Consider the following 26,192-nt stretch of genomic DNA (forward strand, 5'->3'; position numbering starts at 1 on the left):
GCACAATGCAATTAACAGGAGAGAAAACAGCGGTTTGGGAAAAGGGTTATAACAATTACGGCCCCTGGCTTAAAGAAAAATATAAAGGCCACCGGGTATTTAAAGTAATTGTTGATGGCGGCTTTACCTGCCCCAATCGCGATGGTAGCAAGGGCTATGGCGGCTGTACCTATTGCAATGTTGATTCGTTTACCCCATCGGTTAGCCGCAATGCCCCTACGGTACGCCAGCAGGTGATAGAAGGCATGGAACGTGCCCGCAAAGGCAATAAGGCCGATAAATTCATCATCTACTTTCAGCCCAACACCAATACCTATGCCCCCACGCATTATTTAAAAATGATGTACGATGAGGCGCTGAGCTACGGCACCGAAGATATTGTTGGCCTGAGCGTTGGCACACGCCCCGACTGTATTGATGCCGAAAAAATTGCCCTGCTGGAAAGTTACACCGATAGGTTTGACGTTGACCTTGAAATGGGCATGGAATCGATATACAACGAAACCCTGGGCCAGATAAACCGTGGCTGCGATCACGAGGAATTGGTAAAAGCCCTTAAACTGGTTGAGAACAGCAAACTGGATATTTGTGTGCACACCATTTTTGGTTTCCCCTGGGAAACACATGAAATGATGCTTAAATATGCCGATGAGATAAATCGTTTTCCGCAGATAAAATTTGTAAAATTCCATCACCTGCATATTGTAGAAGGATCGGTAATGGGTGTAAAATACAAACGCGAACCGTTTAAACTATTTGGCATTGACGAATATGCCGACTTTTTATGCGAACTACTTCCCCGCGTTCGCCCCGATATCGTGATCCAGCGCCTGTTTGGCTTAAGCGACCGCGAACTGCTGATAGCACCAAACTGGGGCTTAAAAAAATCGGAGATCCAATATTATATTGATCAAAGAATACTGAGCCGTGGTGTGGTACAGGGAAGTGCGTTGGTTTAATCCTTTTCACGATAGCAACACCAAACTCATTGCTATTTATGGTAGTAAAACTTATACATCCTGCGCATCTTTTTGTTGATATAAAAAATCATGGTATACAAAGTGCCGTCTGTGTTATATATTAATTTTTCGGTGTACTTGGTTTTCTGCAAACCAACAACGTCAAACCCTATTATTTCAGTGCATTGATTATAGCGGTTAAATTTGTAGGTGCACCAATAATCCTCATCTTTTCCAGGTACAATTTTAGATATATTGATAATTTTATCTCCCTGCTCTGTTGTATCTGTGTTCATCTTATAGCTAAAGTCAGGCGTATTTTGTTTGTAGAAGTAGTCTATCACTTCCAGGTTATTATCTTCATTGTAACTGGCCATATTGGATACATATGTAGGTAAATTATTAGTCGTCTTTGTAATCCGGTAAAGGCGTCCCTTAGCATCATAATCTCTTTTATCACGGTTTACAAACAATGTATCCTGATTATAACTTACATGATATTGCAATCTGCCTATGCTATCATAAGCAAACTCATGAGTCATGTTTAAACTTCTGGGATACAACTTTCGCTTAGGGTATTCGTATTCAATCTTTTTGCTAATCAAGCCAAAATCATAGTAAAAATACATGTATTTCTCGTCCAAATAATTTTCTTTATCAAAGTGAACCTGGTCGGTAAGATGCCCTTCATTGTTATAATTGAAATTTATGGCTCCCATATAAGTAGAATCAGCAATACCATGGCCGTTCAGTTTATATTCATACTTAACTCTACGTACAACCTTGTTTGCTATAATAAATTTATTCGGAAAATTATCAATGCCTAAAAATTGTTCTATGATTTCCTGCCCCCGCAGGTTATTAAAACAAAAAAGCAAAAGCAACGATGGTAATAGTTTGCGCATAAAGTCTAGTAAGCAACTAAAATATAAAATATTTTCAATTTGCAACATTGCGATAGCTATTTTGGCGTGGATAACAAATAGACGTGCCTGTTATATTCCTGTTTGGTACCAGTTTTGTTAACCGATAGTTGAAAAATTCCATCGAAAATTTCTAACTTAGATACGTTTTGTCACAGAGAGCGCAACAAAATTATATTCCAGCACTAACCGGTGTACGCGCAATGGCTGCCTACCTGGTTTTTATATCGCACTTTGCGTATGTATTTGATGAAAAATTTCCTCACTCTGTGCAACGCTTTTTTAACGAGTTCCACATTGGGGTTACAATTTTCTTTGTATTATCGGGTTTTTTAATTGCTTTCAGGTATTTTGATAGTTTTAAACTTACCAAAGACTGGTTTAAGCAGTACCTTAAAAACAGGGTTGCACGCATATACCCCATGTATGCCATTTTAACCATCGGCGCTTTCATTGCCTTTTATTTTACCAACAATCAAATTGTTACTGCCGGGCATAACCCTATAGCCATGTTCCTGATGAACATTGTTTTTTTGCGGGGCTTTTTTGATCAGCTTAAATTTACCGGCGTAGCGCAGGGCTGGTCGTTAACGGTTGAAGAATGCTTTTACTTTTCGGCGCCTTTCATTTTCCTGATAGCTACCAAATACAAAAAGTTTTATATCCAGCCCATTGCTGTTACCGGTCTGGGCGTTGTACTTGTATTAATATTTAGCCATGTTAACTGGTATGGCTTTTTTGGCAACTTCACTTTCATGATGTTGTATACCTTTTTGGGCCGGTGCTTTGAGTTTTTTGCGGGCATACAGCTTGCCCTTATTGTACGCAGACAAAAACCGGATGGTAACAGCAAAAAGAAACTCACCTACCTGGGCTTTATCCTGATTTTCGTTTGCGTATGGATCATGTCGGTGCTACCTATTCCTCAGGGACAGGAGGCCGGCCTGCATAACCCGTTGGGCATTATCACCAACAACTACCTGCTGGCTTTATCAATTACGTTGTTTTTTTATGGTATACTTACCGAGACAACCTTGCTGAAAAAGATCCTGGCCACCCCGTTTGTGGAACTGCTGGGCAAAAGCTCTTATATATTTTACCTGGTACACCTGGGTTACATGTACAACTTTTTACATTTTGGCTTTAACTGGCTTAATGATTATACTTTTGCACTTTATGATAAATGGGGGGTGGAGTGGCATTCGCCATTTGAGTACGATAGTTTAAACCTTGTGTATGCTTTTATCGTTTTAAACATAATTTCAATCACTTTATTCAAACTAATAGAGGAACCTTTAAACCATTATATCCGTAAATCAGATTTTCTGATTAAAAACAAATCGCGTAAGCCCGAAAATGAACCGGAAAACATCAATGCTTAGTGAATATATTATGGTGCGTAAATTAAAAAGATACTTGATATTAATCGGGGCGTTATTAGCTTTTCAGCAGGTATTTGCGCAGCACGATTCCCCTGTTAACCCTAAAAAAGAAGATGAGGAAAGCGTATCAACCATATTAAATATTAATAACAAAGAGGGTATATTTAATTCGGTTGCATCATTCACCTTCGACGTAAAAAACACCTATGATACCCAACAGGAAGGCACCGTATCATACCTTATTACCGACGAAAAGGGTGTAAAGGTTAAAGCCCTTTCAAAACCCGTAAAAATTGCCAAAAAAAGCGCGGAGCACTACAGCTTTGAAATCCCCGCGCTTAAAACCGGGTTTTATAAGCTTAATATGATGATCAACGTATCTGATTATGACGATACCACCCGCCGGGCCTTTGGTATCAGGGCCGACGAGATTAAATCTGCATTTGCAAAACCTGCTGATTTTGATAGCTTTTGGGCGAATGCCAAAGCCGAACTGGCTAAAGTAAAACCACAATTTAAGGTAACTGAGGATCCATCACAAAATACTGATAACCGCAGGGTTTTCCTCATCGAAATGAAATCGTTGGATAACCTGACTATCCGCGGCTGGATGACCGTTCCTAAAAACAGTAACAAAAACAAACAATTTTCGGTACTTTTAGGGTTACCGGGCTACCAGGTGAGTTTGAAACCTATTGTAGGGCGCGACGATGACCTCGTGATCATCACCCTGAATACCAGGGGCCAGGGCAATAGCCGCGATGTTATACATACCGAACGCGATGCCTTCATATCATACAATATTGAAGACAGGGATAAATATGTGATGCGGGGCGTAATTATGGATTGTGTACGTGCGGTTGATTTTATTTACTCGCGTAAGGAGTTAAGGCACGATCAAATCCTGGCTACCGGCGGCAGTATGGGCGGCTACCTGGCTATTGCTCTTGCAGCATTGGATAACCGGGTAACCATATGCTCGGCCCAAAACCCTATCCTGAGCGATGTGCACAATTTGGTTGGTACCGTTGAATGGCCAATAAAAGATATCAGGAAATATGTTGCCGGCAAACCTGGTGTAACATTTGAGCAGGTTTTGCATAACATGGAATACTACGATACAAAAAACTTTGCAACTGATATTAAGTGCCCTATTCTGTTGGGTTTGGGTTTGCTTGATCCCTATGTGCCGCCGGGCAACGGCTTTGCGGTTTACAACTCGCTAAATACCAATAAAAAAGTTATGGTATTTAAAGACCTGGGACACGAGGTGAGCCAAAAATATAAGGATTACGAGGGTGCCTGGATGCGCGATACCTTTGGATTATTTTAAAGATATACCTATGGATAAAAACACAACCCTTAACAAAAAGCTACTTAAATACCTGCTTGCAGTGGCAATACTAATAGCTTTTGCGCCACGCAACGGCTATGCCGATGGCTTTCCGGTAAGGCCGGGACGGTTTATTTTATCGCCGTCGGTAAGTTACTTTTTTGCTAACAAACAATTCGATTCAACAAGCCACCGGCGGGCATTTGATGATAACGGGCGTTTTCATTCTGTAAGTTACGCGTTTTATAGCGAATATGGCATCAGCAGAAAGTTTACCCTATCTGCCCTGGTACCCTATTCCATGAACTACTTTAGTACCGATAGCCTAACCCATGCCATCACCACATCGGGTTTACAGGATATTGAAATCGGCCTGAAATATTACCTGGCCAACATCAATTACAAATACTATTTCAGTATAAAAGCCACCGGTATAATCCCTACCTACCGCAATAATGCAAGCCTGGGCTATGGATACTATGGATCGGAACTTAAGCTTGCCTTTGCCGGCAGCGGGCATTTGTTTGGCAAACAAAGCTATTTTGTTGCCGAAAATGCCATTCGCGAATATTTTGGAAGCGAATCGGTTTTCCAGGACAGGTATAACCTAACCTTTGGTTTAACACTCGACAAAAAATTCAAGGAGCAGCTTTCGATAAGTATTGGCGGCTTTTACGCCACCAGCAATAATTCATTTATAAATCCTAACCCACTTATTTCGGCCAATCCTAATACCAGTAAAAACTTTGCGTTTAACCAGGTATCGGCAAGCTACGGGCATGCATTTACTAAAAACTTATCGCTGTTTTTAACCGGTGGAACTTTTATCACCGGCCGCAATACAGGTGCAGGAACAAGCCTTTCGGCATCGTTGAATTACAGGTTAGATACCCGGTAGTATAATATATATTTGATACGAATTATGAACAGCCTAAAATCCATTATCCTGGTGTTACAACTCGCCATATTGTTAATAATGGGCAGCGCGAATGCTAAAACAACTGTTCATAGGGCCGATCAGGAAGTATCAACCACGCTTATTGCGGGCAGTAAAGATGCCATTTTTAGCGGCCAGGCCAGTTATACCTTTACGGTAAAAAATGCTACCGATGCACCACAAACAGGTACCGTATCTTACATAGCCCTTACGCCAGCCGGGGTTACAGTTGCAAAAGAAAGCAGGAAAGTAAGCCTGTCCAAACACAGCAACACCAGCTTCGATTTTACCATACCCGAGCAAAAACCGGGATTTTACAAGATCAATTTTATGATCAATGTATCTGATTATGACGATACAACACGTCGTGTGTTTGGCATCCGCCCGGAAGAGATCCAATCACAGCATGGCCGCCCTGCTGATTTTGACAGTTTTTGGCAAACTACCAAAAGCGAATTAGCTGCGGTTAATCCGCAATTCAAGATGACCGAAAAAGCCGATCAGGAAACAGAAAACCGCAAGGTTTACTTAATAGAGATGCGCTCGCTGGACAATATCACTGTTCGCGGCTGGCTAACAATCCCTAAAACCACTATCAAGAACAGGCGTTTTACCACCCTTTTAGCATTGCCGGGCTACCAGGTTGATTTAAAACCCATGTTAGGTGAGGATGATGATATTGCCATTATTACCCTTAACGTACGTGGCCAGGGCAACAGCCGCGATGTAATTCATCCTAAAAGACCTGATTATATTAGCCTGAATGCTGAGGATAAAAACAAATACGTTCTCCGTGGAGCCATTATGGATTGTATCCGCGCCATTGATTTCATCTATTCGCGGCCCGAGCTTGACCCTAAACGTATTGAGGTATCCGGTGGCAGCCTGGGCGGTTTCTTTGCCGCTGCGGTAGCGGGGTTGGATAATCGAGTGCAACTCATCTCATCACAAAATCCTATCCTGAGTGATATCCGCAACCTTGCCGACCAGGAAGACTGGCCTATGTACGATTTACACAAATATGCAGGCGAAAAAGGGGTTAAATTTGATAAGGTATTAGACAACCTGGATTACTTCGACATCAAAAACTTTGCGCAAAACATTCAAACCCCCATCCTGCTGGGTATCGGTTTGCTCGACCACCTGGCCCCCCCTAACAACGAATATGCTTTTTACAACCTCATCCCCGGCAAGTACCGCAGGATAATGGTTTTTAAAGACCTTGGCCACGAAGTAGCCACAACCTATGTGCTGAAAGATGGCCACATGATGCGGGATAAGTTTGGCTTGTTTTAGCATGCTGCCGAGGGTTACGCTTCGCTAAACCCGCGGCAGCATGCTAAACAACATTACAGCAAATCCTTCAGATGCTTGTAGTTGGCCTTAACGGTGTCCAATACCTCATCCATATGGCCGTTAAGCATTAATTTGGTCATGGAAACCGCCATGCCTGCAACCTGTTTCAGTTCAATTTTCGGCGGCATGGCCAGGGCGTTAGGGTCGGTAAAAACGTTTAACAACGCGGGGCCGTCAAAAGCAAGGGCATCACTTATAGCCTGTCTTACATCGCCGGGCTCGGTAACGGTAAAGCCCTTAATGCCCATAGCCTGGGCAACCAGTGCAAAATCGGGGTTGTACATATCGGTTTGCCAATCGGGCAGGCCGGCAACTTCCATCTCCAGCTTTACCATGCCCAATGAGCGGTTATTGAAAACAATGATTTTAACAGGCAATTTGTATTGAACAATGGTTGCCAGATCGCCTAAAAGCATCGAAAGGCCGCCGTCGCCGCAAAGGGCTATCACCTGCTGCCCTGGCCGCGCAAGCGCCGCGCCTATAGCCTGGGGCATGGCATTGGCCATCGAGCCGTGGTTAAAGGAGCCTATCATTTTACGCCTGCCGGTAGCATTAATATAACGCGAACCCCACACGCATGACATGCCCGTATCTACTGTAAAAATCGCATCCTCGGCGGCAAGTTTATCCAGTACATGAGCCACAAATTCTGGGTGAATTTTATCGGTTTCGCCGCTATCGTCAACATAGGTTTGCATTTTGTCTTTTACATCGGCATACACTTTTAGCTGGGCCTGCAAAAAGCTGTCATCTTGTTTTTGGGTGATGAGTGGCATCAACGCTGTCAATGTATCTTTCACAGTTCCGCATAAACCAATATCAACTTTGGCGCGGCGGCCAAGCCGTTCGGGCTTAATATCTACCTGCACTATTTTACAATCTGCAGGCATAAAAGGTGTATACGGAAAATCGGTACCCAGCAGGATCAGCAGGTCGCACTCATGCATACTGTGGTAAGCCGATGGCAGGCCAAGCAGGCCCGTCATGCCCACTTCGTTAGGATTATCATACTGGATATCCATTTTAGCACGAAACGAATAGGCTACCGTAGCATTCAGTTTTTGCGATAACTCCACTACTTCGTCATGCGCATCGGCGGCACCGATACCGCAAAATATGGTGATCTTATTATAACGGTTAGCCAATGCGGCGAACTCTTGTAAGTCGGCATCTGTGGGTCGGATAAGCGGGATAGTGTTAAAGTTTTGAGTTGATGTTTCTATTTCAACGGCATCCATTCCGGATAAATCTCCCGGCAGACCAATTACGGCAACCCCCTTTTGATGCAAGGCGCTTTGGATGCCGGCCTGCAGCATGCGCGGCAATTGTTTTGGTGTGGTGGCTATCTGGTTATAATAACTGCAATCATCAAATAGCTTAGTGGTATTGGTTTCCTGGAAATAGTTTGTACCAAACTCAAAGCTTGCAATTGTTGATGCAATGGCTATAACCGGCGCACCAGAGCGGTGGGCATCATACAACCCATTGATTAAATGCACATGACCCGGTCCGCTGCTGCCGGCGCAGCAGGCAAGTCCGTTTAGTTGTGCTTCGGCACCTGCGGCATAGGCACCGGCTTCCTCGTGCCTAACGTGAACCCACTGAATACTGCCTTCGCGCCTTACGGCATCATTTACTTCGTTAAGGCTATCGCCTGTTACCGCGTAAATTCTTTTGATGCCGGCATCTACCAACATCTGCACCAATTGGTCTGCAACTTTTTTTGCCATGGTAATTTTGATTATCTCCGTATAGCTTAACCAAATTACAGGGCAAGGGTTTGCAATTTATCCGTTATTGCTGATAAAATATTTTACACGGCCATCAGGCTTTTTGCTTATAAGTGGCCGAAACGTTTTTCAACATATCAATGATCTCGTTCAGCTTCATCGGCTTGGCAATGTAGTTATCCATGCCGGCTTGCAGGCATATTTCTTTATCCTCGGCCATAGCATTTGCCGTCATAGCAATAATATAGGGTTGCGGCCTGTTGTTTTTTCTGATGTTGGCGGTTGCTTCCAATCCATCCATCCCCGGCATTTGTATGTCCATCAATACTACATCAAAATCATTTTTTTCCATTTCAGTCAAAACTTCAAAACCATTTTGAACCATTTCTGGTACGTAACCCAGCTTATTTAAAATGCGCTGTATCAATTTCTGATTTATAGGGTTATCTTCTGCAACAAGTATCTTAAGCGGGTTTTGCACCGCAAAATCAACCGAAAGCATCTGTTTGCTTTTATCTTCAGGCAACGGGGTGTTATTATTTAAGTTTAACGCTATTTGCAGGCTGTTAAATAAGTACTGCTGCTTAGCGGGCTTTATTAAAATAGCAGTAAACAATCCCGGAAACTTTTTCCTGCTCTCGTCGCCTATTGAACTAAGCATAATAACCGGTATTAATTCACTAATGCTCTTTATTGATTTGGTTAAGCCAACGCCGTCCATCCCGGGCATTTCCATATCGGTAATAACCAGTTGTATACTGCTATCTGTTATCAATTGGTTAAGGGCTTCTTTACCCGAAGTAGTTGCAGTAACTTTCATCTCCCAGTTTTCAAGCTGGTTTTTTAAAATTTTGAGGTTGGTTTTATTATCATCTACAATCAATACATGCACCCCCGTAAAACCCACGGTAGTATACATATCGTCGCGGGGCGCTTTGGCATTACTTACCCCGGCGTTAATAGTAAAGTTAAAAACCGAGCCTTCTGAAGGCAGGCTTTGAACCCATATCTCGCCGCCCATAAACTCAACAAGCTTTTTACTAATTACCAAACCAAGCCCGGTACCGCCATATTTTCGGGTGGTTGAAGAATCTACCTGGCTAAAAGGCTTAAATAAATTTGATAACTTGTTTTCAGGAACGCCAATACCGGTGTCCTTAACACTAAAGCCTATCAGTATATTACCGTCATGAGGTTTTGATGCAGCAAACACCCTTATGAATATTTCTCCCTTCTCGGTAAACTTTATGGCGTTACTTACAAGGTTTATCAAAACCTGTTTAAGCCTAAGCTCGTCGCCCACAATACATGCCGGTACATCCGTATCTATTTCGTAAATTAAATCAATATGTTTTTCGGCAATTTTGGTCGAGAACACATCCACCACATTTTCTATGCTTTTACGAAGCACAAAATCCTCATGTTCAATTTCAATTTTCCCTGATTCTATTTTAGAAAAATCAAGGATGTCATTAATCACATTCAGCAAGCTCTCGCCGCAATTGATAATCGTATCGGTATACTCGCGCTGCTCGCTGTCAAGGTTGGTTTCGGCCAGTAATGATCCCATTCCTATAACACCATTCATTGGCGTGCGTATCTCATGGCTCATGGTGGCCAAAAAAGTACTTTTTGCCAGGTTAGCTTTTTCGGCTTCTTCGCGGGCCAAATGTTCCTGGTGTTTTTGTTCGGTAAGCAGCTGGTTAAGCACTGTCAGGTCATCGGCCTGCTCAAGCAGTTTATCTGATTTTATAGTCAATTCGGTATTTAACGAATGTAATTCTTCTGATTGCGCCTGTAGTTCTTCGGCCTGCGCCTGTAGTGCTTCTGATTGCGTTTGCAGTTCTTCGGCTTTATTGGCAATATCGGCAGTCCGTTCTTTAACCTGCTTTTCAAGCGCTATTTTTTGCTTGCTGATACCATCGATACGGTGGCGGTAATAGGAATAAATGCCAACGATAAAGGTTAGCACAGCCAAAATACGGAACCAAAGCGTTTGCCAGTACGGAGGGGTAATAATAATTTGAACCGAAGCAGTTTTGGGGTTCCAAAAGCCATCGTTGTTTGACGCTTTTACCCTGAATGTATAAGTACCCGGATCAAGATTGGTATAGGTAGCTCTTTTTGTGGCATCGGCAGTTGTCCAGCTTGTATCAAACCCTTCCAACTTGTAGGCATAGCTGTTATTTTCGGGTATTACATAATTCAGCCCGTTAAATTCAAACGTAAGCGATGTTTGTTTGTAGTTTAATTGCAGTTGCCTGGTTAAAGAAATATCGGTTTTCAATATCGAATCCTTTTCACCCGGAACGATGGTTTTATTAAAAATTTGAAGCCCTGTAATAAAAACAGGCGGAAGAAAGGTGTTGATTTTGATGTTTTTAGGATAAAAAGTAGTAAGCCCTTTTGTACCGCCAAAAAACATTTCGCCATCTTTTGCCCTTAAAAACGAATTGGATTCAAATTCAATCCCCTGCAGCCCATCATGAATATTAAATTTTTTATAGGTGTGCTTATCCGGGTTAAACATAGACAAGCCGTCATTAGCCGACACCCATAGGTTGCCAAATTCATCTTCGGTTATACCCTTAATCACATCATCAAGCAGCTCTGGCTGTTGGCTGTAAGGAGCAAATGCGTTTTTTTTCACATCAAAAAGATACAAGCCCGTTTGACCGATCCACAAGCGTCCTTTATGATCGGTAAATATTACCCTGATATCGGGCTTCTTGGCCGATCCATTAAAATAATGCGAGAACCGCCTGGTTTTTAAATTATAGCAGTTTAACCCGCCGTCGTCGCCGCCAAACCAAACATTGCCGGCTTTATCCTGGTTAATCACAAAAACGTTATTGCCTAAAAAACTGGTAACGCCATCAGGGTCTTTGGTAACACGCCTGAATTGGTGGGTTTTAGCATCCAGCAGGTTAAGCCCCCCGCCAAAAGTGCCTACCCACAGGTTACCCTCGCTATCCTGGAAGGTTTTAAATACCATATCCGAGCTAATGGTTGTTGTGTCATTCGGATTATTTTTAAAACGAGTGAACCTGGTGCTCCCCGGGCGGAGCCGGTTTAGCCCGCCGGCCCAGGTACTTATCCATAGGTTTTTATCGCGGTCTTCGGTAATATCAAGCACAGCATCCGACCCAATGCTGGCCGGGTCGGCCTCGTTGTATCTGAAATGTTTAAACGATGCTTTCTCCCGGTTAAAAAGATTTAGCCCGCCCCCATCGGTACCAATCCAGATATTACCCTCGCTGTCTTCGCAAAACGACTTAACATCGCTGAAGCTTAAACTATTGGGGGCTTTTTCCTGCCGGTAAGTGTTAAACCTGTTGGCAGCCGGTGTGTACAGGCTGATACCTCCGCGGCCCGTACCAACCCATAAGTTGCCCTGGTTATCTTCAAACAAACCCGATGCCGAGGTTTGTGCAAGGCTTGTCGGATCATAAAACTTATGGGTATAGTGGTAAAAGCTGTCATCTGCCGGATTATAAAGATTAAGTCCTTCGTTGATGGTACCTATCCAAACATGGCCGTCGTGGTCAATAAGCAAACCCGCAAGTGTTATTTCGTTGCCCGATAGGCTACCAGCCGATCCCGGAATATGTTGATACTGCTTAAAGGAACTATTTTGCGGATCGAAAACAATCGCCCCGGCAGTTTTAGTGGCCAGCCAAAGTTTACCATCCCGGGCCAGCTGCATAGATTGTATATCATTAGCTGTGGGGCCAAATTTGTTTTTTATCAGGCTGAATTTTTTTGTGCGGCGGTTGTACACATTTAAACCAGAATCAGTTGCTATCCAAAGCCTGTTCTGCCTGTCTTCTAAAATGTAATGGACAGCTCCCGCACTAATGCTATTGCCAACTTTTTTGTTGTGGGTAAAATGAGTAAACAGCTTTGTTTGCCGGTTAAATATATCAAGGCCGCCATCTTCAGAAACCACCCATAAAATATGCTGTGTGTCTTCCAAAATGCAAGCTATCATGCTTCCGCTAATGCTATTTTTATTTTTTGCCTCGTGATTGTAACGCGTAAATGTATTGCTATACGGGTTAAAGCTATTTAGTCCGTTTAATGTGCCAATCCATAAAACCTTGTTGCTGTCTTCGTAAATATACTTGATCAGGTTGTCACTCAAACTATGTTTATCGCCCGGGATGTTGCGGTAAACAACCATTTGTTGCCCATCGTAACGGTTTAAGCCATCTTGTGTGCCAAACCACATAAAGCCACGGCTATCCTGCCGCGTTGCAAAAACATAACTGTTCGACAAGCCTTGCTCGATACTGATTTGCTTAAATTTTATTTCGGGCGCTTGTGTTTTACCATCTTTGGGGGATAAAAGGCCTGCAAACAATACAAGTCCCCCAACCAAAAATGTAAACCATCTGTGCGGTTTAATCATCACTATATAAAAAAAATTAATTTAGCTTTATGCTGTTTTTATACGATTGCTTTTAAGTAAAGTTGGCATTAAGTAACATTTTATATATTTATTAAAAAATTGACACTTAGGCGTATATGAACAAGCGCATCAAGATCCGGTTCATATTATTATATTTAATAAAACCCTTATGGCACGCATAGTTATTGTAGCTTACAAACCCAAGCCCGGCAAAGCCCTGGAGTTGAAAGAACTCACCAAAACCCATGTACGGCGTTTAAGGGCCGAAGGGCTTGTTACTAACCGCGAAGCCATAATTATGGAAGCCGCTGATGGCACCGTAATAGAAGTTTTTGAGTGGCTATCGGCCGATGCCATCAGGCAGGCACATGCCAACCCTGTTGTACACCAGTTGTGGGCCGAGTATGCAGAGGTATGCGACTATGTAAACCTAAACAGCCTTGCCGAGGCCGGAAACATGTTTGCAGAGTTTAACACTATTGATTAACAAGCTAGTAACATGCCAATCCAATTAAACAAATTATCCATATGCCAACAAAGTGTGTATTTTATTGTTATGGTAGGGTTTGCAGATAAAATATAAATACAGAATTTACTTTAATACCAGGGAATATGAAATTTAACCTTGCACCAATCATCGCAATTTTTACCTTTTGTTTTATAGGACAACATTCATTTGCCAATGTACAAAAGGATACAGTTAAAACCAACACCGTTACCGCGGAGCCTGGCGAAGTGCTGCCTCAGTTTCCGGGCGGGCAGGATAAGCTTACGGCGTTTATAAAATCAAAATTGCGGCCATTAAAAGGGGTATCAGGCAAAGTTTTGGTGTATTTTGTTGTGGAAAAGACTGGAAAGCTAAACCATATTAAAGTAATTAAAGGGCTTAGTGCCGAGGCTAATAAAGAGGCAGTGCGTGTTATCAAACTTTCGCCAAAATGGAAGCCGGGTTCGCAAAATGGCGTTGCGCGCAGAGTAGCCTACACCACGCCAGTTACTTTCAGTTGAAGCCCGACTCTATTTATGAAGCAAGTACTTAGCGCTGTTACTATCGCTGCTAAAAATTTGCAGCAATTAAAGCTATTTTATACCGGTGTTTTAGGCTGGGAAATACTCGCCGAAAACGAAAGTGTTTTAATGCTGAAGTTGAAAACATCTGTACTTACATTGTGCACCGAGGCGTTGTTTGCTGATTATACCGGGATACCATCGCACGGAGAAAAGAATAACAGTTGTTATTTCACCATCAACCTTGATTCAGCAAAGGAAGTCGACGATAATTTTATGGTATTGGCCAGGTTAAAAGCCACGATTGTAAAGAGGCCCGCGCAAACATTTTGGGGTGGATACAGCGGCTTTTTTACCGACCCGGAAGATAATTTGTGGGAGCTGTGCCACAACCCGATACCCGGAACAAAGGCCTGACTGTTAGTAAAACGCGAAGCGCCATTGTTTCCTTTTACCAATGCTATTAATTAAAAACAAAAAAGGCAAACTTGTTATAAGTCTGCCCCTTTTTTATGTACCAATATATAGTGAAGCCTTTTAACGGCTGCTTGTTTTTGTAGTGTTTGTTACCTATAGTTCTTAATTATTTATGTATATATAGCCGGCTGTTACAACCGTGCATCGGCTTTGAGCCTTAAGCATTCTGCTTTAAGCTTTATTATTACCTGTAAATGATAGTTAATATCTGGTAGGTACCAAAGTACAATTGCAGTAACCTGCTTTTTATGAGTTCTATGTTTTCCTTTTTCATGATCGTGTTGTTTGATTGACATATCAAAGGTACTGCGCATAGCAGGGCGCATCAATCTCAATAAATCGGTTTTAACAACCAATTTTTCCTGAGGCCGGTTATTACCGTCAGCCGATAGTCATAACGGCGATTGGGGTGAGCTAAATGGAGAATTTTATTGAAGCTGCTTAAACTCCGAGGGATTATTACCGGCAAAACGTTTGAAAAAACGACTAAAATGCGAACTGTTATCAAAGTTCAGTCGCTCGGCAATTTCTTTTATGCTGAGGCCAGACGACGAGAGCAGGTATTGCGCTTCCAGGTACATCCGGTTATGGATAACATGCAGGGCGTTTTGGCCTGTCTCGGCCTTTACAATTTCGGTTAAATATTTTGCCGATATAAACAAAGCATCGGCATATTCCTGCACCGTTTTAAGGGTCAGGAACTGATCCTCAACCAGCTTTTTAAATTTATAAACCAGCTGATATTGTTTGCTGAGGTGGCGGGTTGAATGCAGCAGGCAGTTTTCGCAAGCCCGGTTCATTTCGTAAAGTAAATCTGTTAACAGCAACCGTAATATAGGTAAATGAAAAGCGCCTTTCTCCCGGCTTTCGTCGCTTATTTTTTCGTAAAGGGCTTTTAACGAGGCGCAGTTTTTTTGCGACAGACCATAAATTGGCGGATAATCGGGGTTTACCTCCAGCAGGTTATCCAGTATGTTTTCCTTAAGCAGGTTATTGGTCAGGAATTCTTTTTTAAACAACACCTCGTACAATAACAAATCGGGCGAGGCATCTTCATAGGAAGTTATAAACTGGGGCGATACCAGGTGGATAGAATTGGTATACACCTCGAACACGAAGTGGCCGATTGTTTTTTTACAGCTGCCCCTTAAACATAAAATAACCGAATAATAATCTGTTTTAACAGGCAGGCCATGCGTAAGGCCCGGCTGGTTATTGAGCACTGCAAAATCGTCCTGGTTCCAACCGTCGTTAATAATTCCAAAATCTGGCGCGTTATCACCTACCGATGCCAGGTGTTTTTTTAGCGTTGATGGAATATCTAAAACGGTGATCTTATCGCTCATACATTAGGTTTATTCCTGCTCAACCCAGTTTCCGTCGTCCTTAATGATGCCAATAAGTTCATCTAAAGCGTTTGCCGCGCTGATGTTTTTCTTTACGGCTTCTTTACCGCGGTAAAGGGTGATTTTATCAGTACCCGAACCAACATAGCCATAATCAGCATCCGCCATTTCGCCGGGACCATTTACAATGCAGCCCATTATACCAATCTTCAAGCCTTTAAGATGGCTTGTGCGGCTGCGGATCATCTGCGTAGTAATCATCAAATCAAACAAGGTACGCCCGCAACTTGGGCAACTGATATATTCTGTTTTGGAAATGCGCGAGCGTGTAGCCTGCAAAATACCAAAGGCGGTAGAAGTGATCACTTTGGTATCAACCTCAGGTGCCTCAATCCAAATGCCATCGCCAAAGCCATCAACCAATAAAGCACCAAGGTCGGTGGCGGCAAATAGTTGTAGGTTTTGAGTTTTGAGTGCTGAGTTTTCATGTTCCGACTCAGTACTCATAACTCCAAACTCATAACTCCTTTTTACTATAACCGGCACATCCAATCCCAGTTCTTCCATTTTGAAGAAGAAGCTGCGTTGGTCGGCCATGCCGTGCAGTGCGTTGGTTTCTAAAACAAACACCAGCGAATTATCAAACGGTAACGAGCCAAACTCTTCCGAATCAATATCTTCCGGAAACAGTTTCACCAGGTTTAATGAAGATGTTTTGTTGGTGGCCCCGATATATTCTTTCAGTGTAAATAATGGATGACAAAGTTTTTTATCGGCCAGTTTTAACCATGTTTGGTAGTTATAAAGCTGTTTTAAATTGCCCGGTAGGTTAAACGACGGCAGCTCATCTGCCAGGTAAACAAAATCAACCGATTGCTCGGCCATATTATATTTATCCAGCAAGGGCGAGTAGATATAACCGGCATCCGCCATAATACCAGGATCTTTCAGGTTCTTTTTACTCAGATCAAGCACCACCCTTGGCACCATGTGCCCGCCAATGAAAGCATTGGCCTCATAGGTGTGGCGTTTTTTGTATTCGTAGGGGCTGTGTTGTTGAGGTGAAAGGGAAAAGGTTAAAGGTGAAAGGTTCTGATCTGTAATAATCTCATTGCCTTTTGCCTTTAACCTTTCGCCTTTAACCTTTTCCCTCAAAGAGTAGCGTTTCACCAACTCAATAGCCACCGGTGCTTCTGCTTCTGGTTCTTCGGTTAATGATACGCGGACGGTGTCACCAAGGCCGTCTTCCAATAGGGTGCCTATGCCTACGGCTGATTTTATGCGGCCATCCTCGCCGTCGCCGGCCTCGGTTACGCCAAGGTGCAGGGGGTAGTTCATGCCTTCGGCAACCATGGTTTCTACCAGCAGGCGATAGGCTTGCACCATTACCTGCGGATTGCTGGATTTCATGCTGATTACCAAATTATAATAATTCAGCGTTTCGCACATACGCATAAATTCCATGGCCGATTCAACCATGCCCTGCGGGGTATCGCCATAACGGCTCATGATCCTGTCGCTTAAGCTACCGTGATTGGTGCCAATGCGCATAGCGGTGCCATACTCTTTGCAAATGTTTACCAGTGGCGCAAACTTTTGGTAAATGCGTTCAAGTTCGCCCTGGTATTCCAGGTCGGTATAATCTATCTGGTCGAATTTCTTTTTATCAGCGTAGTTGCCGGGGTTAACGCGTACTTTTTCGACAATACGGGCAGCTACCTCGGCAGCATTTGGCGTAAAGTGGATATCGGCCACCAGGGGTACATTGTACCCACGGGCGCGAAGCTGTTTTTTTATCTCGGCCAGGTTTTTGGCCTCTTTAATGCTGGGTGCAGTAATACGTACATACTCGCAGCCGGCATCAACCATACGGATAGATTGCTCAACCGTACCCATAGTATCCATGGTATCGGTAGTAGTCATGCTTTGTATGCGGATGGGGTTATTACCGCCCATGGGCACATCGCCAATGTTTACCTCGCGGGTAACAAAACGCGAATATTGGGTTAACGAATTACAATAACGGCCTTGCAGCAATTTAACAGCATCAGTATTCATGCAGCGGATAATTAATAAGCTGCAAATTTAACGATTATGTTGGGGAATAAGTTGTTTGGATGTAAATGATAAATTAATGGGACGGTTAGGATAAATTTGCATTTTAGATGTACCCAAAATAACGACTCAACAGAATTGGTTTTGGGTAAATTGAAGTATCGGTTGGTAAGGATAAGGTAGATAGACTTTTAATAGTGTCCTTTTAATGAGTATATGTTTATAGTATTACCGTCCAAACTATAAACAATCCTGTGTTCGCCATTAATCCTCCTTGACCATTTACCCGAAAGTTTGTGTTTCAATGGCTCCGGCTTACCAATTCCCTTAAAAGGCGACTCTTTTATAGAGACTAGAAGTTCGTGAATTTTATTTTGAATACCAACGTCGCCACTTTGTCGCCATTCATCAAGGTGAGTTAAAGCTTTAGGAGTAAAAACTACTTCCATAGATTATCTATATCAACCTTAATTCCTTTTCCGGCTTTGATATCTTCCTCTCCTTGCAAAATCATCGCCACAAATTCAGGATCATAAGGTTTTTCGGCCTCAAATGAAATTTTAAGTGCTTTCATAAAAGCTTTTAAAGCATCCAGTTGCTCTTTATTTTGCGGATGTACAATTAGCGTTTCCATATTCAAATTTAAGCATTTAATTGATTAAATTTAATGAATGAAGCTCCAATTTATAACTAATTATAAAGGCGAAAAAACCGCTGCAATTATTCCGATAACCGACTTTGAGGATTTATTACATAAGCGACATTTAACACTCGAAGTAACCGAAGGGTACAAAAGTATGATAGATAAAATGTTGGATGAGGAGGAAGATGATACAACCAAATACGTTTCCTTCGAAACCATCAAAGCCAAATTTCTGAAAGCCTGATTAAATAGCCCACCTAAAACAACCTCTCCTTAATCACCAGCGTGCCCGCCATCATATCATGTAAACATTGCTGCTTCTTGTTAAAAAACGCCAGCAGGTAGCCGATAAAAAAAGTAAGTACAGAGAATATTTTGCACAGGTTACGGGCTACGGCTTTGCCAAACGTAATGCGGTCGCCATTCATGTCAACTACTTTTATTTTAAGCATCTGTTTGCCATAGGTGGCCTGTTTGGCCGAGCTTTCCATCACCATGTGGTAAATAATTTTAGCAAATGGTATGCAGGCCAATAAGCCAAAGCTGGCTGTCATGCGCGTTTCCTTATCCTGCAATATCAACAATACCACCACAAAAATAACCACCACAAATGCGCCAAAAATTATAAACCAATCTAAAAATGAGGCCAGCAATCGCTGGTCAAAACTGCCGAAATACTGCATAAGAAGGGCGGGTTTGGCAAAGCCAAAAAGTTCCCGCAGTTCGGCAATTTCCTGGGCTTCCTTGTAATCGGGCATTTCGGGCGTTTTTACAAAGTCGGCAGGTTTTATTTTCCGGGCTTTTAGCTCATCAATACTGAAAGGCCCTTCGGGCTTGCCATTGATCACTAAAATGTAGTTTGGATGCATGTGCAGGAGATTTTCTGTTAAGAATACTTTTGGTGCGAAAAGTTACAAATAAATTAGTATCAAGTAGCGAGTATCAAGTATCAAGACTTTTAAAAAGTATTGTCATTTAATTCAAATTTTCCCATCAAGCACCTTGCATTTTATTTAAGATTTCGCGCTCAACTATCCAAAAAAATCTTGATACTTGATACTAAATACTTGCTACTTTTTCCATCAAGTACCTTGCCTTTTATTTATTATTTCGCGCTCAACTATCCAAAAAAAATCTTGATACTTGATACTCGCTACTTGATACTTCTCAAGATACTTGATACTTGCGACTTGATACTATTCTACCATGCATTACGAGGACGAAACATTTACCAAAGCCCCTGCCACACAACTTACCGGGCGCAACCATATCTACGAAAACTGTAAATTCATCAGCTGCGATCTGTCTCATGCCAACCTGTACGGTTTAGTTTTTATCGACTGTGTATTTGATGGCTGCAACCTGGCGCTGGCCGATGCCACCGATACCGGGTTCCAGAACATCCGGTTTAAAGATTGCAAACTGAGCGGACTAAACTTTGGCAAAGCCCGCGACTTTCTGTTCGAGGTTTACTTTGAGAACTGCATTTTAGATAACGCCATCTTTTACAAAAAGAAAAACAAAAAAGGCCGGTTTACCGATTGCTCCATGACAGAGACTGACCTCACTGAGGCAGATTTAACCGAGGCTAAATTTATCAACTGCAACCTTAACCGGGCTTTCTTCAGCCGCACCATATTGAAGGGCGCCGACCTGCGCAGCTCCTACAATTACACCATTGACCCGGATGATAATATGATTAAAAAAGCCATGTTCTCGCTCCACGGCCTGCCCGGCCTGCTGGCCAAATACGATATTAAAATTGAGGGATAATATTCTGGCGGATATTTAGTTATATGTATTCTTCAGGATAAACCTTATGCGAAAAATTGTACTATTTGTTGGATTAGTATTTTTAGCCAAAATCAACTATGGCCAAACGATAGACCGTATTGGGGCCTGCGTTAAATTCAATGAATTTAACAGCCTGGTTCTAAATGGTGGTGTAAAAAAAGAAGAGGCCCAAAAACAATTTAAGGCAGTAGTTAAACAGATTAACCAATGGCTTTTTGTACGCAGCCAAATAGATGAGTTAAATGACACATGGATATTTCCGCTGAAGGGATACAATTACCATGCGATTGGCGGCAATGGCGATGGTTATTCAGATAAAGGCTACCATTACCTTGATGGCAACAAACACGGTGCTCATCCGGCACATGATATATTTATAAATGATAAAAACCAGGATTGTATTGACGACCACTCTCATAAACCGGTAGATGTACTTGCTATAGATCATGGTATTGTGATTGCTTGCAGTGATACCTGGGAAACCAATAGCGATCTACGGGGTGGGAAATATATCTGGATTTATCATTTTGTTTATGGCTATCATAACCCCGGAAGCAAGGGAAAGAATGACAATTCAACCGATGGAGTAATCACTTACTACGCCCACAACAGCGCCATTTTTGTAAAGCCTGGCAACGAAGTTAGGCCCGGCCAAAAAATAGCCGAGGTTGGGCGCACCGGCTACAATGCCTATAAAAAACGCTCGCCAACACATTTGCATTTTTCGGCCTTCCGGCTGGTTGATGATATCCCTGTGCCCTTTAACCCTTATCAGCAATTAAAAAAAGCTAAAACATTATGAAAGCGATTTTAATGCTCATAATAATAGGGTTGATGAGCAGCCCGGTTAAAACCGATAATGTTATCACCCGTTTTAAGCCACCCACAGGTTATAAACAAAGTGCCGTAGCGCCCGGTAGCTTCAGTGCCTGGCTACAGAATGTACCGCTGAAACCTAATGGATCGCAATGCCTTACCTACCAGGGTAAGGTGGCCCGTACGGAGGGTTATACCGCGGGCATAGTTGATTTGAGTGTTGGTAAATACGACCTGCAGCAATGTGCCGATGCTGTAATGCGCCTGCGCGGCGAGTACCTGTACAGCCAGAAGAAGTACGATGACATATCCTTCAACTTTACCAGTGGTTTCCGCTGCGATTTTGTGCATTATGCCAATGGTTACCGTTACAATAATGATCATTGGATACTAAAAGCCAAAAAAGATTATGGTTACGATAACTTTATGCGGTACATGACCCTGGTATTTAGCTATGCCGGCACCTTATCGCTACAAAAAGAATTGAAAACCGTAAGCAATCCATCAACCTTAAAAACCGGCGATGTGTTTATTAAAGGCGGTTCGCCGGGGCATTGTTTTATAGTGATGAACGTGGTAGAAGATGCGGCCTATCATAAAAAATTCCTGCTGGCGCAAAGCTATATGCCTGCCCAAAGCATCCAACTGCTCCAATACCAGGAAAATCCCTGGTTTAGCCTTGATGAACCAGCCTACATCCTTTATGGCGAACTGGTGAGCCCTGCATATTTAAAACGCTTTGAGTGATCGCCGTCATTTATTAGCCTACATTCTCCTTATACATTTGCATGCACCGTTCAGGTAAATTGCATTTACAAAAAGGGGCATGGGTATTGCTATTGAATGTATAGTTAACCAATAATGATCATGAGAGAGTTTTTTATTAACGGCCTGCACATTTTTGTTATCGTGGTTATAGGTGGCTTCATCATATTTGGCACTATGGCCTTAATGGGAAAATTCGATCACTGGGATTCGCGGTTTATTAGAAAAGCACAACTGGCTTTCAGTCGCTTAAGACGTTATCTTAACCGCAAACGTACAAAGCAACAAAATCTTCAGCAGGATAATCACAAGGATACGCGCCATGACCACCACGCACATCACGAGACGCATACCAATGATGGCCAACCCCTTCAATAAAGGGTTTATTCGCCAAATTTCAAACTTGCTTTATCAATCAATAACCTATATCTCGGCAATATATGTCCTTCAACACTTACCGACTTTAATGTACCGTTAACCCTACAGGATTTACCTGCAAAGCTTTTTAAATCATCCAACGATATTCCCGGCACCGGTACTATATATTCAAAGGCAAATATCGACGTGGCCTTCCTATTGGTGGCGGTAACCATTAAGGTGTCAGCTTTATCATTATGAGGCATTATTTTATTCATACCGAAAGCAACAGTTACTGACCGCCAGGGAAAAATAATCGTATGCCCGGCAAAACGGCTTACTTTCTTCAGGGCCTCTTGTTGGGTAATTCCCCCTGAATTCATCAATCCCGACTCGGAAGTGAGGTACATATATCTAACGATGGCCGCAGCATCCCAATCAATTTTATCATCAGGAATAGCTTTCAAATAGGTTTCAGATAAATCGGCGGCATCTTTCCAGTTTTCATCATTTAAATAACCTATCAGCTTCTGAATTTGTTCTGAAGATACCGGTTCCTGGGCTTTAACATTTTTAAAAACAGCAAATAGCAGCAGTAATAAAAGGATAGGTTTTTTCATAAAAAAGGCAAAGCGTATGTGATAAAGCTTTGCCTAAATATATAGCTCAAAAAACTATTATTAAAATTTATTTACCTTTTCTCCACCCTGTCATAAAACCCACCAAAGCTGTTATTTTTAACTGCCTCTTCGTTAAAAAAATCGCCGGGGAAACCTAATTCAATTGCGCTGGCATCGCTCAGCCGTTTCATCTGGTTGGCGCTCAAGGTAACATCAACTGTTTTTAAATTATCAAGCAGCTGGTCTACCTTGGTAGCACCCACAATGGGGATGCACGAAAAATATTGCTGGCGGGTCCAGTTTAGGGCAACGTGGCTTTCTGATACACCCAATTCGGCGGCAACTTCCATCACTACTTTTGTAATCTTTTCGGCGCGGGCATTCAGCCGGTTACTTTCGGGTTTTATGCGGCCTTTATCGCCTTTTAAATATTTACCGGTAAGTGCGCCTCCGGCAAGCGGTGCCCAGGGTGTAACCGTCATCCCAAAGTGTTTGGCCATGGGTATCAGCTCGCGCTCGGCAGTGCGGGCCAGCAGGCTGTACTCAACCTGTAAGGCTATAAACTGGCTCCAGCCCATCAGTTCGGCAAGGGTATTGCCTTTGGCTACCACCCAGGCGGGCGTATCGCTTATAGCGGCATAGGTAATTTTACCTTGTTTTATCAGGTCGTCTATAGCGCGCAGTACCTCATCAATGGGGGTAATATTGTCCCATATGTGCAGGTACAAAACATCAATAAAATCAGTTTTCAGGCGCTTCAGGCTTTCTTCTACACTGCGCATCATGTTTTTACGGCTGTTGCCGGATGCATTGGGGTTGGTTACGTTATCTTTTAGCGTGTACTTTGTTGCCAGCACAAAATAATCACGGTCGTGATTGCTCATATAATCGCCTATGATCTTTTCGCTGGTCCCCAGCTTGTAAACATTGGCGGTATCAAAAAAATTACCGCCTGCGTTGGCGTAGGCATCCATAATGGCAAAACTAGTTGCCGCATCGGCACCCCAGCCGCCTTCGGTGCCAAAACCCATAGTGCCCAGGCACAGTTCAGAAACTTTAAGGCCCGATCGGCCGAGTAATTTGTAGTTCATAGGAGCCCCCTCTAAATCTCCCCCTGAAGGGGGAGACTTTTATTTTTTAGTTTATCGATTTTATCAGTTAGCCCCCATACACCTAAGTAAGAAAATTTAAAGCCTTCCCTTTTGGGGGAGGGTTTGGGTGGGGCTCAAACAATAACAAAGGTGCTTTGTAATATTAAACAATACAAATGTATTACCATGAAAATTATAACACTCCATACCCCGATACATATCCACGAGTTATTTAACATATTGCAGCATAAGCTTAACGCGCTTTTTCACGAACGCAGGCAGGTTGATGTTAACTTTGCCATCAGCGGGCATAACGATGTTATTGAGATAAGCCAGCATGATTTGTACGATGGTGTTTTGTTCAAACTTGAGATAGTTGGGCAGGAACTACATATTACCCGTAATGAACACTATGTTGACGATGTAAACTCCCTGACGGTAGAATCTATCCTGAACGACCTGTTTGCCGATGTGGCGGGTAAGTACGGCACCGACCTTGTGCAGGAAGGCTAAGCGAAAATTTGAAATATAATTTTTAGCTTTAACAGAAAAACTACCTATGCGTAATATATGGTACCTGTTGATCTGTTTTTTATTAGCATCGGTCAACCTGAACGCGCAAGCGCCTGTTAAAGCCAAAGCGCCGGACCCTTTGCGGGGCGAGCCGGTTGTCATTAACCGCGATACCCTGCTTAAATTGTATACCGGGCAGGGCCTGTTTAACGTGCAGGAACGCGCCGCCGTAGTTACCAAACGGATTGAGGCCCTCGTAGCGCGGATGGATTTTAACCCCGATTCGCTTACGTTAAAAAACGACAGTACATTATCGGTTATTTATTACAGCTCGCAAATTGTGATGGCCATAAATAACCAGGATGCTACTTTTACCGAACTTAACCGCCCGCAACTTGCCGCCAGCTATTTACTCATCCTTAAACAAAAACTGGGCAACTACTTTACCAATAATGGCACCAAACAGGTGGTAGTTAATATTTTAGAAGCCACAGCCGTTATTGTGCTGTTAATAGCGCTTATATGGGCACTGTTTAAAGCCTCGCGCTGGTTAAAGCTAAAACTATTAAAGGCCTGGGAAACCCGGATGGATAAACTGGCATCACAGGGAGCGCCAGTGGTTTACGCGCACCGGCTGCTGCCCGTTGTTACCGGCTTGCTGCGCATAGCACGTATCGTTGTTATTATTTTGCTGGTGTACCTTGCACTACCTGTATTGTTTTATATTTTTCCATCCTCAAAACCCATTTCGGTACAGTTGCTGGGCTATGTGGTTACGCCATTTAAAAGCATATTGCTGGCTATTGTACATTATATCCCCAACCTGCTTACCATTGCGGTTATTTACCTGGTAACCCGTTATATTGTTAAGCTGGTAAAATTTATAGCCAACGAAATAGCCCTGGGCAATTTTACTATTAAAGGTTTTTATGCCGAATGGGCCATGCCAACTTATAACATTATCAGGGTGTTGCTTTTCGCGTTTATGTTTGTGGTGATTTTCCCTTATTTGCCAGGCTCCGATTCAAAGATTTTTCAAGGGGTTACTGTCTTCCTGGGGATATTGTTTTCGTTAGGGTCATCGTCGGCCATATCCAACATGGTAGCGGGCATTGTGCTTACCTATATGCGCCCCTACAAAATTGGCGACCGCATAAAAGTGGGTGAGGTTATGGGCGATGTGGTAGAAAAAAACCTGTTGGTTACCCGCCTGCGCACCATCAAAAACGAAGACATTACAATACCAAACGCCACCATATTAAGCGGGCATACCACCAACTATACTACCGTAGCCAATACTATGGGCCTGATATTGAACACTACGGTTACCATTGGTTACGATGTTCCCTGGCAAACAGTGCACAGCCTTTTAATAGCTGCTGCCGAAGCTACGGATGGTATCCTGGCCGATAAAAAATCTTTTGTACTGCAAACCGCACTCAACGATTTTAATGTGAGTTACCAGCTTAACGCTTATACCGCTTTATCAAACCAAATGGCCGGCGTTTATTCGCGGTTGCATCAAAACATACAGGATAAGTTTAACGAAGCCGGTGTGGAGATCATGTCGCCGCATTATACATCGTTAAGGGATGGCAACCATATCCAGATTCCGGATGGCTATGTGGCCGAAGGGTATGTTAAACCGGGGTTTAAGGTGGAGTAGACACATTTAA

At 42.8% G+C, this 26,192-nt stretch carries 25 protein-coding genes; 15 read left to right on the plus strand and 10 right to left on the minus strand.

The window, feature by feature from the left end; translation table 11 throughout:
* Positions 1-5 precede the first annotated feature (5 nt).
* A complete protein-coding gene (mnmL, locus tag AC1DU2_RS21120) occupies positions 6-959 on the plus strand; it encodes a tRNA modification radical SAM protein MnmL/YtqA (protein ID WP_477358922.1) in 954 nt (317 codons plus the stop codon).
* A gap of 32 nt (positions 960-991) precedes the next feature.
* On the opposite strand, the gene AC1DU2_RS21125 is transcribed toward mnmL, so the two are convergent.
* Entirely contained in the window at positions 992-1,864 is an 873-nt protein-coding gene (locus AC1DU2_RS21125; protein ID WP_477386631.1) for a hypothetical protein, read from the minus strand.
* 167 nt (positions 1,865-2,031) lie between these two features.
* On the opposite strand from AC1DU2_RS21125, the gene AC1DU2_RS21130 reads away from it, so the two are divergent.
* Genes AC1DU2_RS21130 through AC1DU2_RS21145 form a run of 4 tightly spaced genes read left to right on the plus strand, consistent with a single transcriptional unit; the run spans position 2,032 to position 6,830 of the window.
* A complete protein-coding gene (locus AC1DU2_RS21130; RefSeq protein WP_477358916.1) occupies positions 2,032-3,264 on the plus strand; it encodes an acyltransferase family protein in 1,233 nt (410 codons plus the stop codon).
* Positions 3,239-4,597 (plus strand): acetylxylan esterase, encoded by a 1,359-nt coding sequence (locus AC1DU2_RS21135; protein ID WP_477358913.1) that lies wholly within the window; start codon positions 3,239-3,241, stop codon positions 4,595-4,597. Before AC1DU2_RS21130 ends, AC1DU2_RS21135 begins: the two co-directional genes overlap by 26 nt.
* Positions 4,598-4,607: 10 nt before the next feature.
* The gene (locus tag AC1DU2_RS21140; RefSeq protein WP_477386633.1) at positions 4,608-5,495 is read left to right on the plus strand and encodes a hypothetical protein; all 888 of its coding nucleotides are present in this window, start codon (positions 4,608-4,610) and stop codon (positions 5,493-5,495) included.
* Positions 5,496-5,519: 24 nt separating this feature from the next.
* Positions 5,520-6,830: an acetylxylan esterase gene (locus AC1DU2_RS21145; protein WP_477386635.1), complete on the plus strand. Its 1,311-nt coding sequence runs from the start codon at positions 5,520-5,522 to the stop codon at positions 6,828-6,830.
* Positions 6,831-6,883: 53 nt separating this feature from the next.
* Here AC1DU2_RS21145 and AC1DU2_RS21150 read toward each other — a convergent pair whose 3' ends face one another.
* Together AC1DU2_RS21150 and AC1DU2_RS21155 are read right to left on the minus strand one after the other, a co-directional pair.
* The gene (locus AC1DU2_RS21150; protein ID WP_477386637.1) at positions 6,884-8,620 is read right to left on the minus strand and encodes a thiamine pyrophosphate-dependent enzyme; all 1,737 of its coding nucleotides are present in this window, start codon (positions 8,618-8,620) and stop codon (positions 6,884-6,886) included.
* A gap of 94 nt (positions 8,621-8,714) precedes the next feature.
* Positions 8,715-13,031: a hybrid sensor histidine kinase/response regulator gene (locus tag AC1DU2_RS21155; protein WP_477386639.1), complete on the minus strand. Its 4,317-nt coding sequence runs from the start codon at positions 13,029-13,031 to the stop codon at positions 8,715-8,717.
* A 169-nt stretch (positions 13,032-13,200) separates the two neighbouring features.
* On the opposite strand from AC1DU2_RS21155, the gene AC1DU2_RS21160 reads away from it, so the two are divergent.
* The 3 genes from AC1DU2_RS21160 (at position 13,201) to AC1DU2_RS21170 (ending at position 14,456) form a co-directional block, all read left to right on the plus strand.
* Positions 13,201-13,518 carry a hypothetical protein gene (locus AC1DU2_RS21160; RefSeq protein WP_477358898.1) on the plus strand — a complete coding sequence of 106 codons (318 nt, stop codon included), beginning with the start codon at positions 13,201-13,203 and terminating at the stop codon, positions 13,516-13,518.
* A 125-nt stretch (positions 13,519-13,643) separates the two neighbouring features.
* Positions 13,644-14,039, plus strand: a complete 396-nt coding sequence (locus tag AC1DU2_RS21165) for an energy transducer TonB (RefSeq protein ID WP_477358895.1) — start codon at positions 13,644-13,646, stop codon at positions 14,037-14,039.
* A 15-nt stretch (positions 14,040-14,054) separates the two neighbouring features.
* Positions 14,055-14,456 carry a VOC family protein gene (locus AC1DU2_RS21170; RefSeq protein WP_477358892.1) on the plus strand — a complete coding sequence of 134 codons (402 nt, stop codon included), beginning with the start codon at positions 14,055-14,057 and terminating at the stop codon, positions 14,454-14,456.
* A 488-nt stretch (positions 14,457-14,944) separates the two neighbouring features.
* Here the strand turns inward: AC1DU2_RS21170 and AC1DU2_RS21175 are convergent, their stop codons facing one another.
* From AC1DU2_RS21175 to AC1DU2_RS21190, 4 genes are all read right to left on the minus strand, one after another.
* Positions 14,945-15,862, minus strand: coding sequence for a helix-turn-helix domain-containing protein (locus tag AC1DU2_RS21175; protein ID WP_477358889.1), 918 nt, complete (start codon positions 15,860-15,862; stop codon positions 14,945-14,947).
* 9 nt (positions 15,863-15,871) lie between these two features.
* A complete protein-coding gene (gene ispG / locus AC1DU2_RS21180; RefSeq protein WP_477386642.1) occupies positions 15,872-17,920 on the minus strand; it encodes a (E)-4-hydroxy-3-methylbut-2-enyl-diphosphate synthase in 2,049 nt (682 codons plus the stop codon).
* Between the two features lie 188 nt (positions 17,921-18,108).
* Positions 18,109-18,366 (minus strand): Txe/YoeB family addiction module toxin, encoded by a 258-nt coding sequence (locus AC1DU2_RS21185; RefSeq protein WP_477386644.1) that lies wholly within the window; start codon positions 18,364-18,366, stop codon positions 18,109-18,111.
* Positions 18,357-18,551: a DUF2683 family protein gene (locus AC1DU2_RS21190; protein ID WP_477358879.1), complete on the minus strand. Its 195-nt coding sequence runs from the start codon at positions 18,549-18,551 to the stop codon at positions 18,357-18,359. Before AC1DU2_RS21190 ends, AC1DU2_RS21185 begins: the two co-directional genes overlap by 10 nt.
* A 37-nt stretch (positions 18,552-18,588) precedes the next feature.
* Here AC1DU2_RS21190 and AC1DU2_RS21195 point away from each other — a divergent pair, with 37 nt between their 5' ends.
* Complete coding sequence (locus tag AC1DU2_RS21195; protein WP_477386646.1) at positions 18,589-18,804, plus strand: hypothetical protein; 216 nt, start codon at positions 18,589-18,591, stop codon at positions 18,802-18,804.
* 13 nt (positions 18,805-18,817) lie between these two features.
* On the opposite strand, the gene AC1DU2_RS21200 is transcribed toward AC1DU2_RS21195, so the two are convergent.
* Positions 18,818-19,429 carry an RDD family protein gene (locus tag AC1DU2_RS21200; RefSeq protein WP_477386648.1) on the minus strand — a complete coding sequence of 204 codons (612 nt, stop codon included), beginning with the start codon at positions 19,427-19,429 and terminating at the stop codon, positions 18,818-18,820.
* Positions 19,430-19,766: 337 nt separating this feature from the next.
* Here AC1DU2_RS21200 and AC1DU2_RS21205 point away from each other — a divergent pair, with 337 nt between their 5' ends.
* The 4 genes from AC1DU2_RS21205 to AC1DU2_RS21220 all read left to right on the plus strand — a co-directional run bounded on the left by AC1DU2_RS21205 (position 19,767) and on the right by AC1DU2_RS21220 (position 22,313).
* Positions 19,767-20,333, plus strand: coding sequence for a pentapeptide repeat-containing protein (locus AC1DU2_RS21205; protein WP_477386650.1), 567 nt, complete (start codon positions 19,767-19,769; stop codon positions 20,331-20,333).
* Between the two features lie 46 nt (positions 20,334-20,379).
* Positions 20,380-21,156 carry a M23 family metallopeptidase gene (locus AC1DU2_RS21210; RefSeq protein WP_477386652.1) on the plus strand — a complete coding sequence of 259 codons (777 nt, stop codon included), beginning with the start codon at positions 20,380-20,382 and terminating at the stop codon, positions 21,154-21,156.
* Positions 21,153-21,917 carry a DUF4846 domain-containing protein gene (locus AC1DU2_RS21215; RefSeq protein WP_477386654.1) on the plus strand — a complete coding sequence of 255 codons (765 nt, stop codon included), beginning with the start codon at positions 21,153-21,155 and terminating at the stop codon, positions 21,915-21,917. Before AC1DU2_RS21210 ends, AC1DU2_RS21215 begins: the two co-directional genes overlap by 4 nt.
* Positions 21,918-22,037: 120 nt before the next feature.
* Complete coding sequence (locus AC1DU2_RS21220) at positions 22,038-22,313, plus strand: hypothetical protein (protein WP_477386656.1); 276 nt, start codon at positions 22,038-22,040, stop codon at positions 22,311-22,313.
* 5 nt (positions 22,314-22,318) lie between these two features.
* On the opposite strand, the gene AC1DU2_RS21225 is transcribed toward AC1DU2_RS21220, so the two are convergent.
* Positions 22,319-22,912, minus strand: coding sequence for a hypothetical protein (locus AC1DU2_RS21225; RefSeq protein ID WP_477386658.1), 594 nt, complete (start codon positions 22,910-22,912; stop codon positions 22,319-22,321).
* A 71-nt stretch (positions 22,913-22,983) separates the two neighbouring features.
* On the minus strand, positions 22,984-24,003 hold the full coding sequence (locus AC1DU2_RS21230) for an aldo/keto reductase (RefSeq protein WP_477386660.1): 1,020 nt from the start codon (positions 24,001-24,003) through the stop codon (positions 22,984-22,986).
* 186 nt (positions 24,004-24,189) lie between these two features.
* Here AC1DU2_RS21230 and AC1DU2_RS21235 point away from each other — a divergent pair, with 186 nt between their 5' ends.
* Together AC1DU2_RS21235 and AC1DU2_RS21240 are read left to right on the plus strand one after the other, a co-directional pair.
* Complete coding sequence (locus AC1DU2_RS21235; protein WP_477358853.1) at positions 24,190-24,516, plus strand: hypothetical protein; 327 nt, start codon at positions 24,190-24,192, stop codon at positions 24,514-24,516.
* 46 nt (positions 24,517-24,562) lie between these two features.
* On the plus strand, positions 24,563-26,182 hold the full coding sequence (locus AC1DU2_RS21240; protein WP_477386662.1) for a mechanosensitive ion channel family protein: 1,620 nt from the start codon (positions 24,563-24,565) through the stop codon (positions 26,180-26,182).
* Positions 26,183-26,192 lie beyond the last annotated feature (10 nt).

Source organism: Mucilaginibacter sp. P4_C11 (assembly GCF_056402115.1).

Excerpts from the sequence above, each read along its gene's own strand:
- mnmL (WP_477358922.1), top strand. The coding sequence starts at position 6 with ATGCAATTAACAGGAGAGAAAACAGCGGTTTGGGAAAAGGGTTATAAC.
- AC1DU2_RS21125 (WP_477386631.1), bottom strand. The coding sequence starts at position 1,864 with ATGCGCAAACTATTACCATCGTTGCTTTTGCTTTTTTGTTTTAATAAC.
- AC1DU2_RS21135 (WP_477358913.1), top strand. The coding sequence starts at position 3,239 with ATGAACCGGAAAACATCAATGCTTAGTGAATATATTATGGTGCGTAAA.
- AC1DU2_RS21140 (WP_477386633.1), top strand. The coding sequence starts at position 4,608 with ATGGATAAAAACACAACCCTTAACAAAAAGCTACTTAAATACCTGCTT.
- AC1DU2_RS21145 (WP_477386635.1), top strand. The coding sequence starts at position 5,520 with ATGAACAGCCTAAAATCCATTATCCTGGTGTTACAACTCGCCATATTG.
- AC1DU2_RS21150 (WP_477386637.1), bottom strand. The coding sequence starts at position 8,620 with ATGGCAAAAAAAGTTGCAGACCAATTGGTGCAGATGTTGGTAGATGCC.
- AC1DU2_RS21155 (WP_477386639.1), bottom strand. The coding sequence starts at position 13,031 with ATGATTAAACCGCACAGATGGTTTACATTTTTGGTTGGGGGACTTGTA.
- AC1DU2_RS21160 (WP_477358898.1), top strand. The coding sequence starts at position 13,201 with ATGGCACGCATAGTTATTGTAGCTTACAAACCCAAGCCCGGCAAAGCC.
- AC1DU2_RS21165 (WP_477358895.1), top strand. The coding sequence starts at position 13,644 with ATGAAATTTAACCTTGCACCAATCATCGCAATTTTTACCTTTTGTTTT.
- AC1DU2_RS21170 (WP_477358892.1), top strand. The coding sequence starts at position 14,055 with ATGAAGCAAGTACTTAGCGCTGTTACTATCGCTGCTAAAAATTTGCAG.
- AC1DU2_RS21175 (WP_477358889.1), bottom strand. The coding sequence starts at position 15,862 with ATGAGCGATAAGATCACCGTTTTAGATATTCCATCAACGCTAAAAAAA.
- ispG (WP_477386642.1), bottom strand. The coding sequence starts at position 17,920 with ATGAATACTGATGCTGTTAAATTGCTGCAAGGCCGTTATTGTAATTCG.
- AC1DU2_RS21185 (WP_477386644.1), bottom strand. The coding sequence starts at position 18,366 with ATGGAAGTAGTTTTTACTCCTAAAGCTTTAACTCACCTTGATGAATGG.
- AC1DU2_RS21190 (WP_477358879.1), bottom strand. The coding sequence starts at position 18,551 with ATGGAAACGCTAATTGTACATCCGCAAAATAAAGAGCAACTGGATGCT.
- AC1DU2_RS21195 (WP_477386646.1), top strand. The coding sequence starts at position 18,589 with ATGAAGCTCCAATTTATAACTAATTATAAAGGCGAAAAAACCGCTGCA.
- AC1DU2_RS21200 (WP_477386648.1), bottom strand. The coding sequence starts at position 19,429 with ATGCATCCAAACTACATTTTAGTGATCAATGGCAAGCCCGAAGGGCCT.
- AC1DU2_RS21205 (WP_477386650.1), top strand. The coding sequence starts at position 19,767 with ATGCATTACGAGGACGAAACATTTACCAAAGCCCCTGCCACACAACTT.
- AC1DU2_RS21210 (WP_477386652.1), top strand. The coding sequence starts at position 20,380 with ATGCGAAAAATTGTACTATTTGTTGGATTAGTATTTTTAGCCAAAATC.
- AC1DU2_RS21215 (WP_477386654.1), top strand. The coding sequence starts at position 21,153 with ATGAAAGCGATTTTAATGCTCATAATAATAGGGTTGATGAGCAGCCCG.
- AC1DU2_RS21220 (WP_477386656.1), top strand. The coding sequence starts at position 22,038 with ATGAGAGAGTTTTTTATTAACGGCCTGCACATTTTTGTTATCGTGGTT.
- AC1DU2_RS21225 (WP_477386658.1), bottom strand. The coding sequence starts at position 22,912 with ATGAAAAAACCTATCCTTTTATTACTGCTGCTATTTGCTGTTTTTAAA.
- AC1DU2_RS21230 (WP_477386660.1), bottom strand. The coding sequence starts at position 24,003 with ATGAACTACAAATTACTCGGCCGATCGGGCCTTAAAGTTTCTGAACTG.
- AC1DU2_RS21235 (WP_477358853.1), top strand. The coding sequence starts at position 24,190 with ATGAAAATTATAACACTCCATACCCCGATACATATCCACGAGTTATTT.
- AC1DU2_RS21240 (WP_477386662.1), top strand. The coding sequence starts at position 24,563 with ATGCGTAATATATGGTACCTGTTGATCTGTTTTTTATTAGCATCGGTC.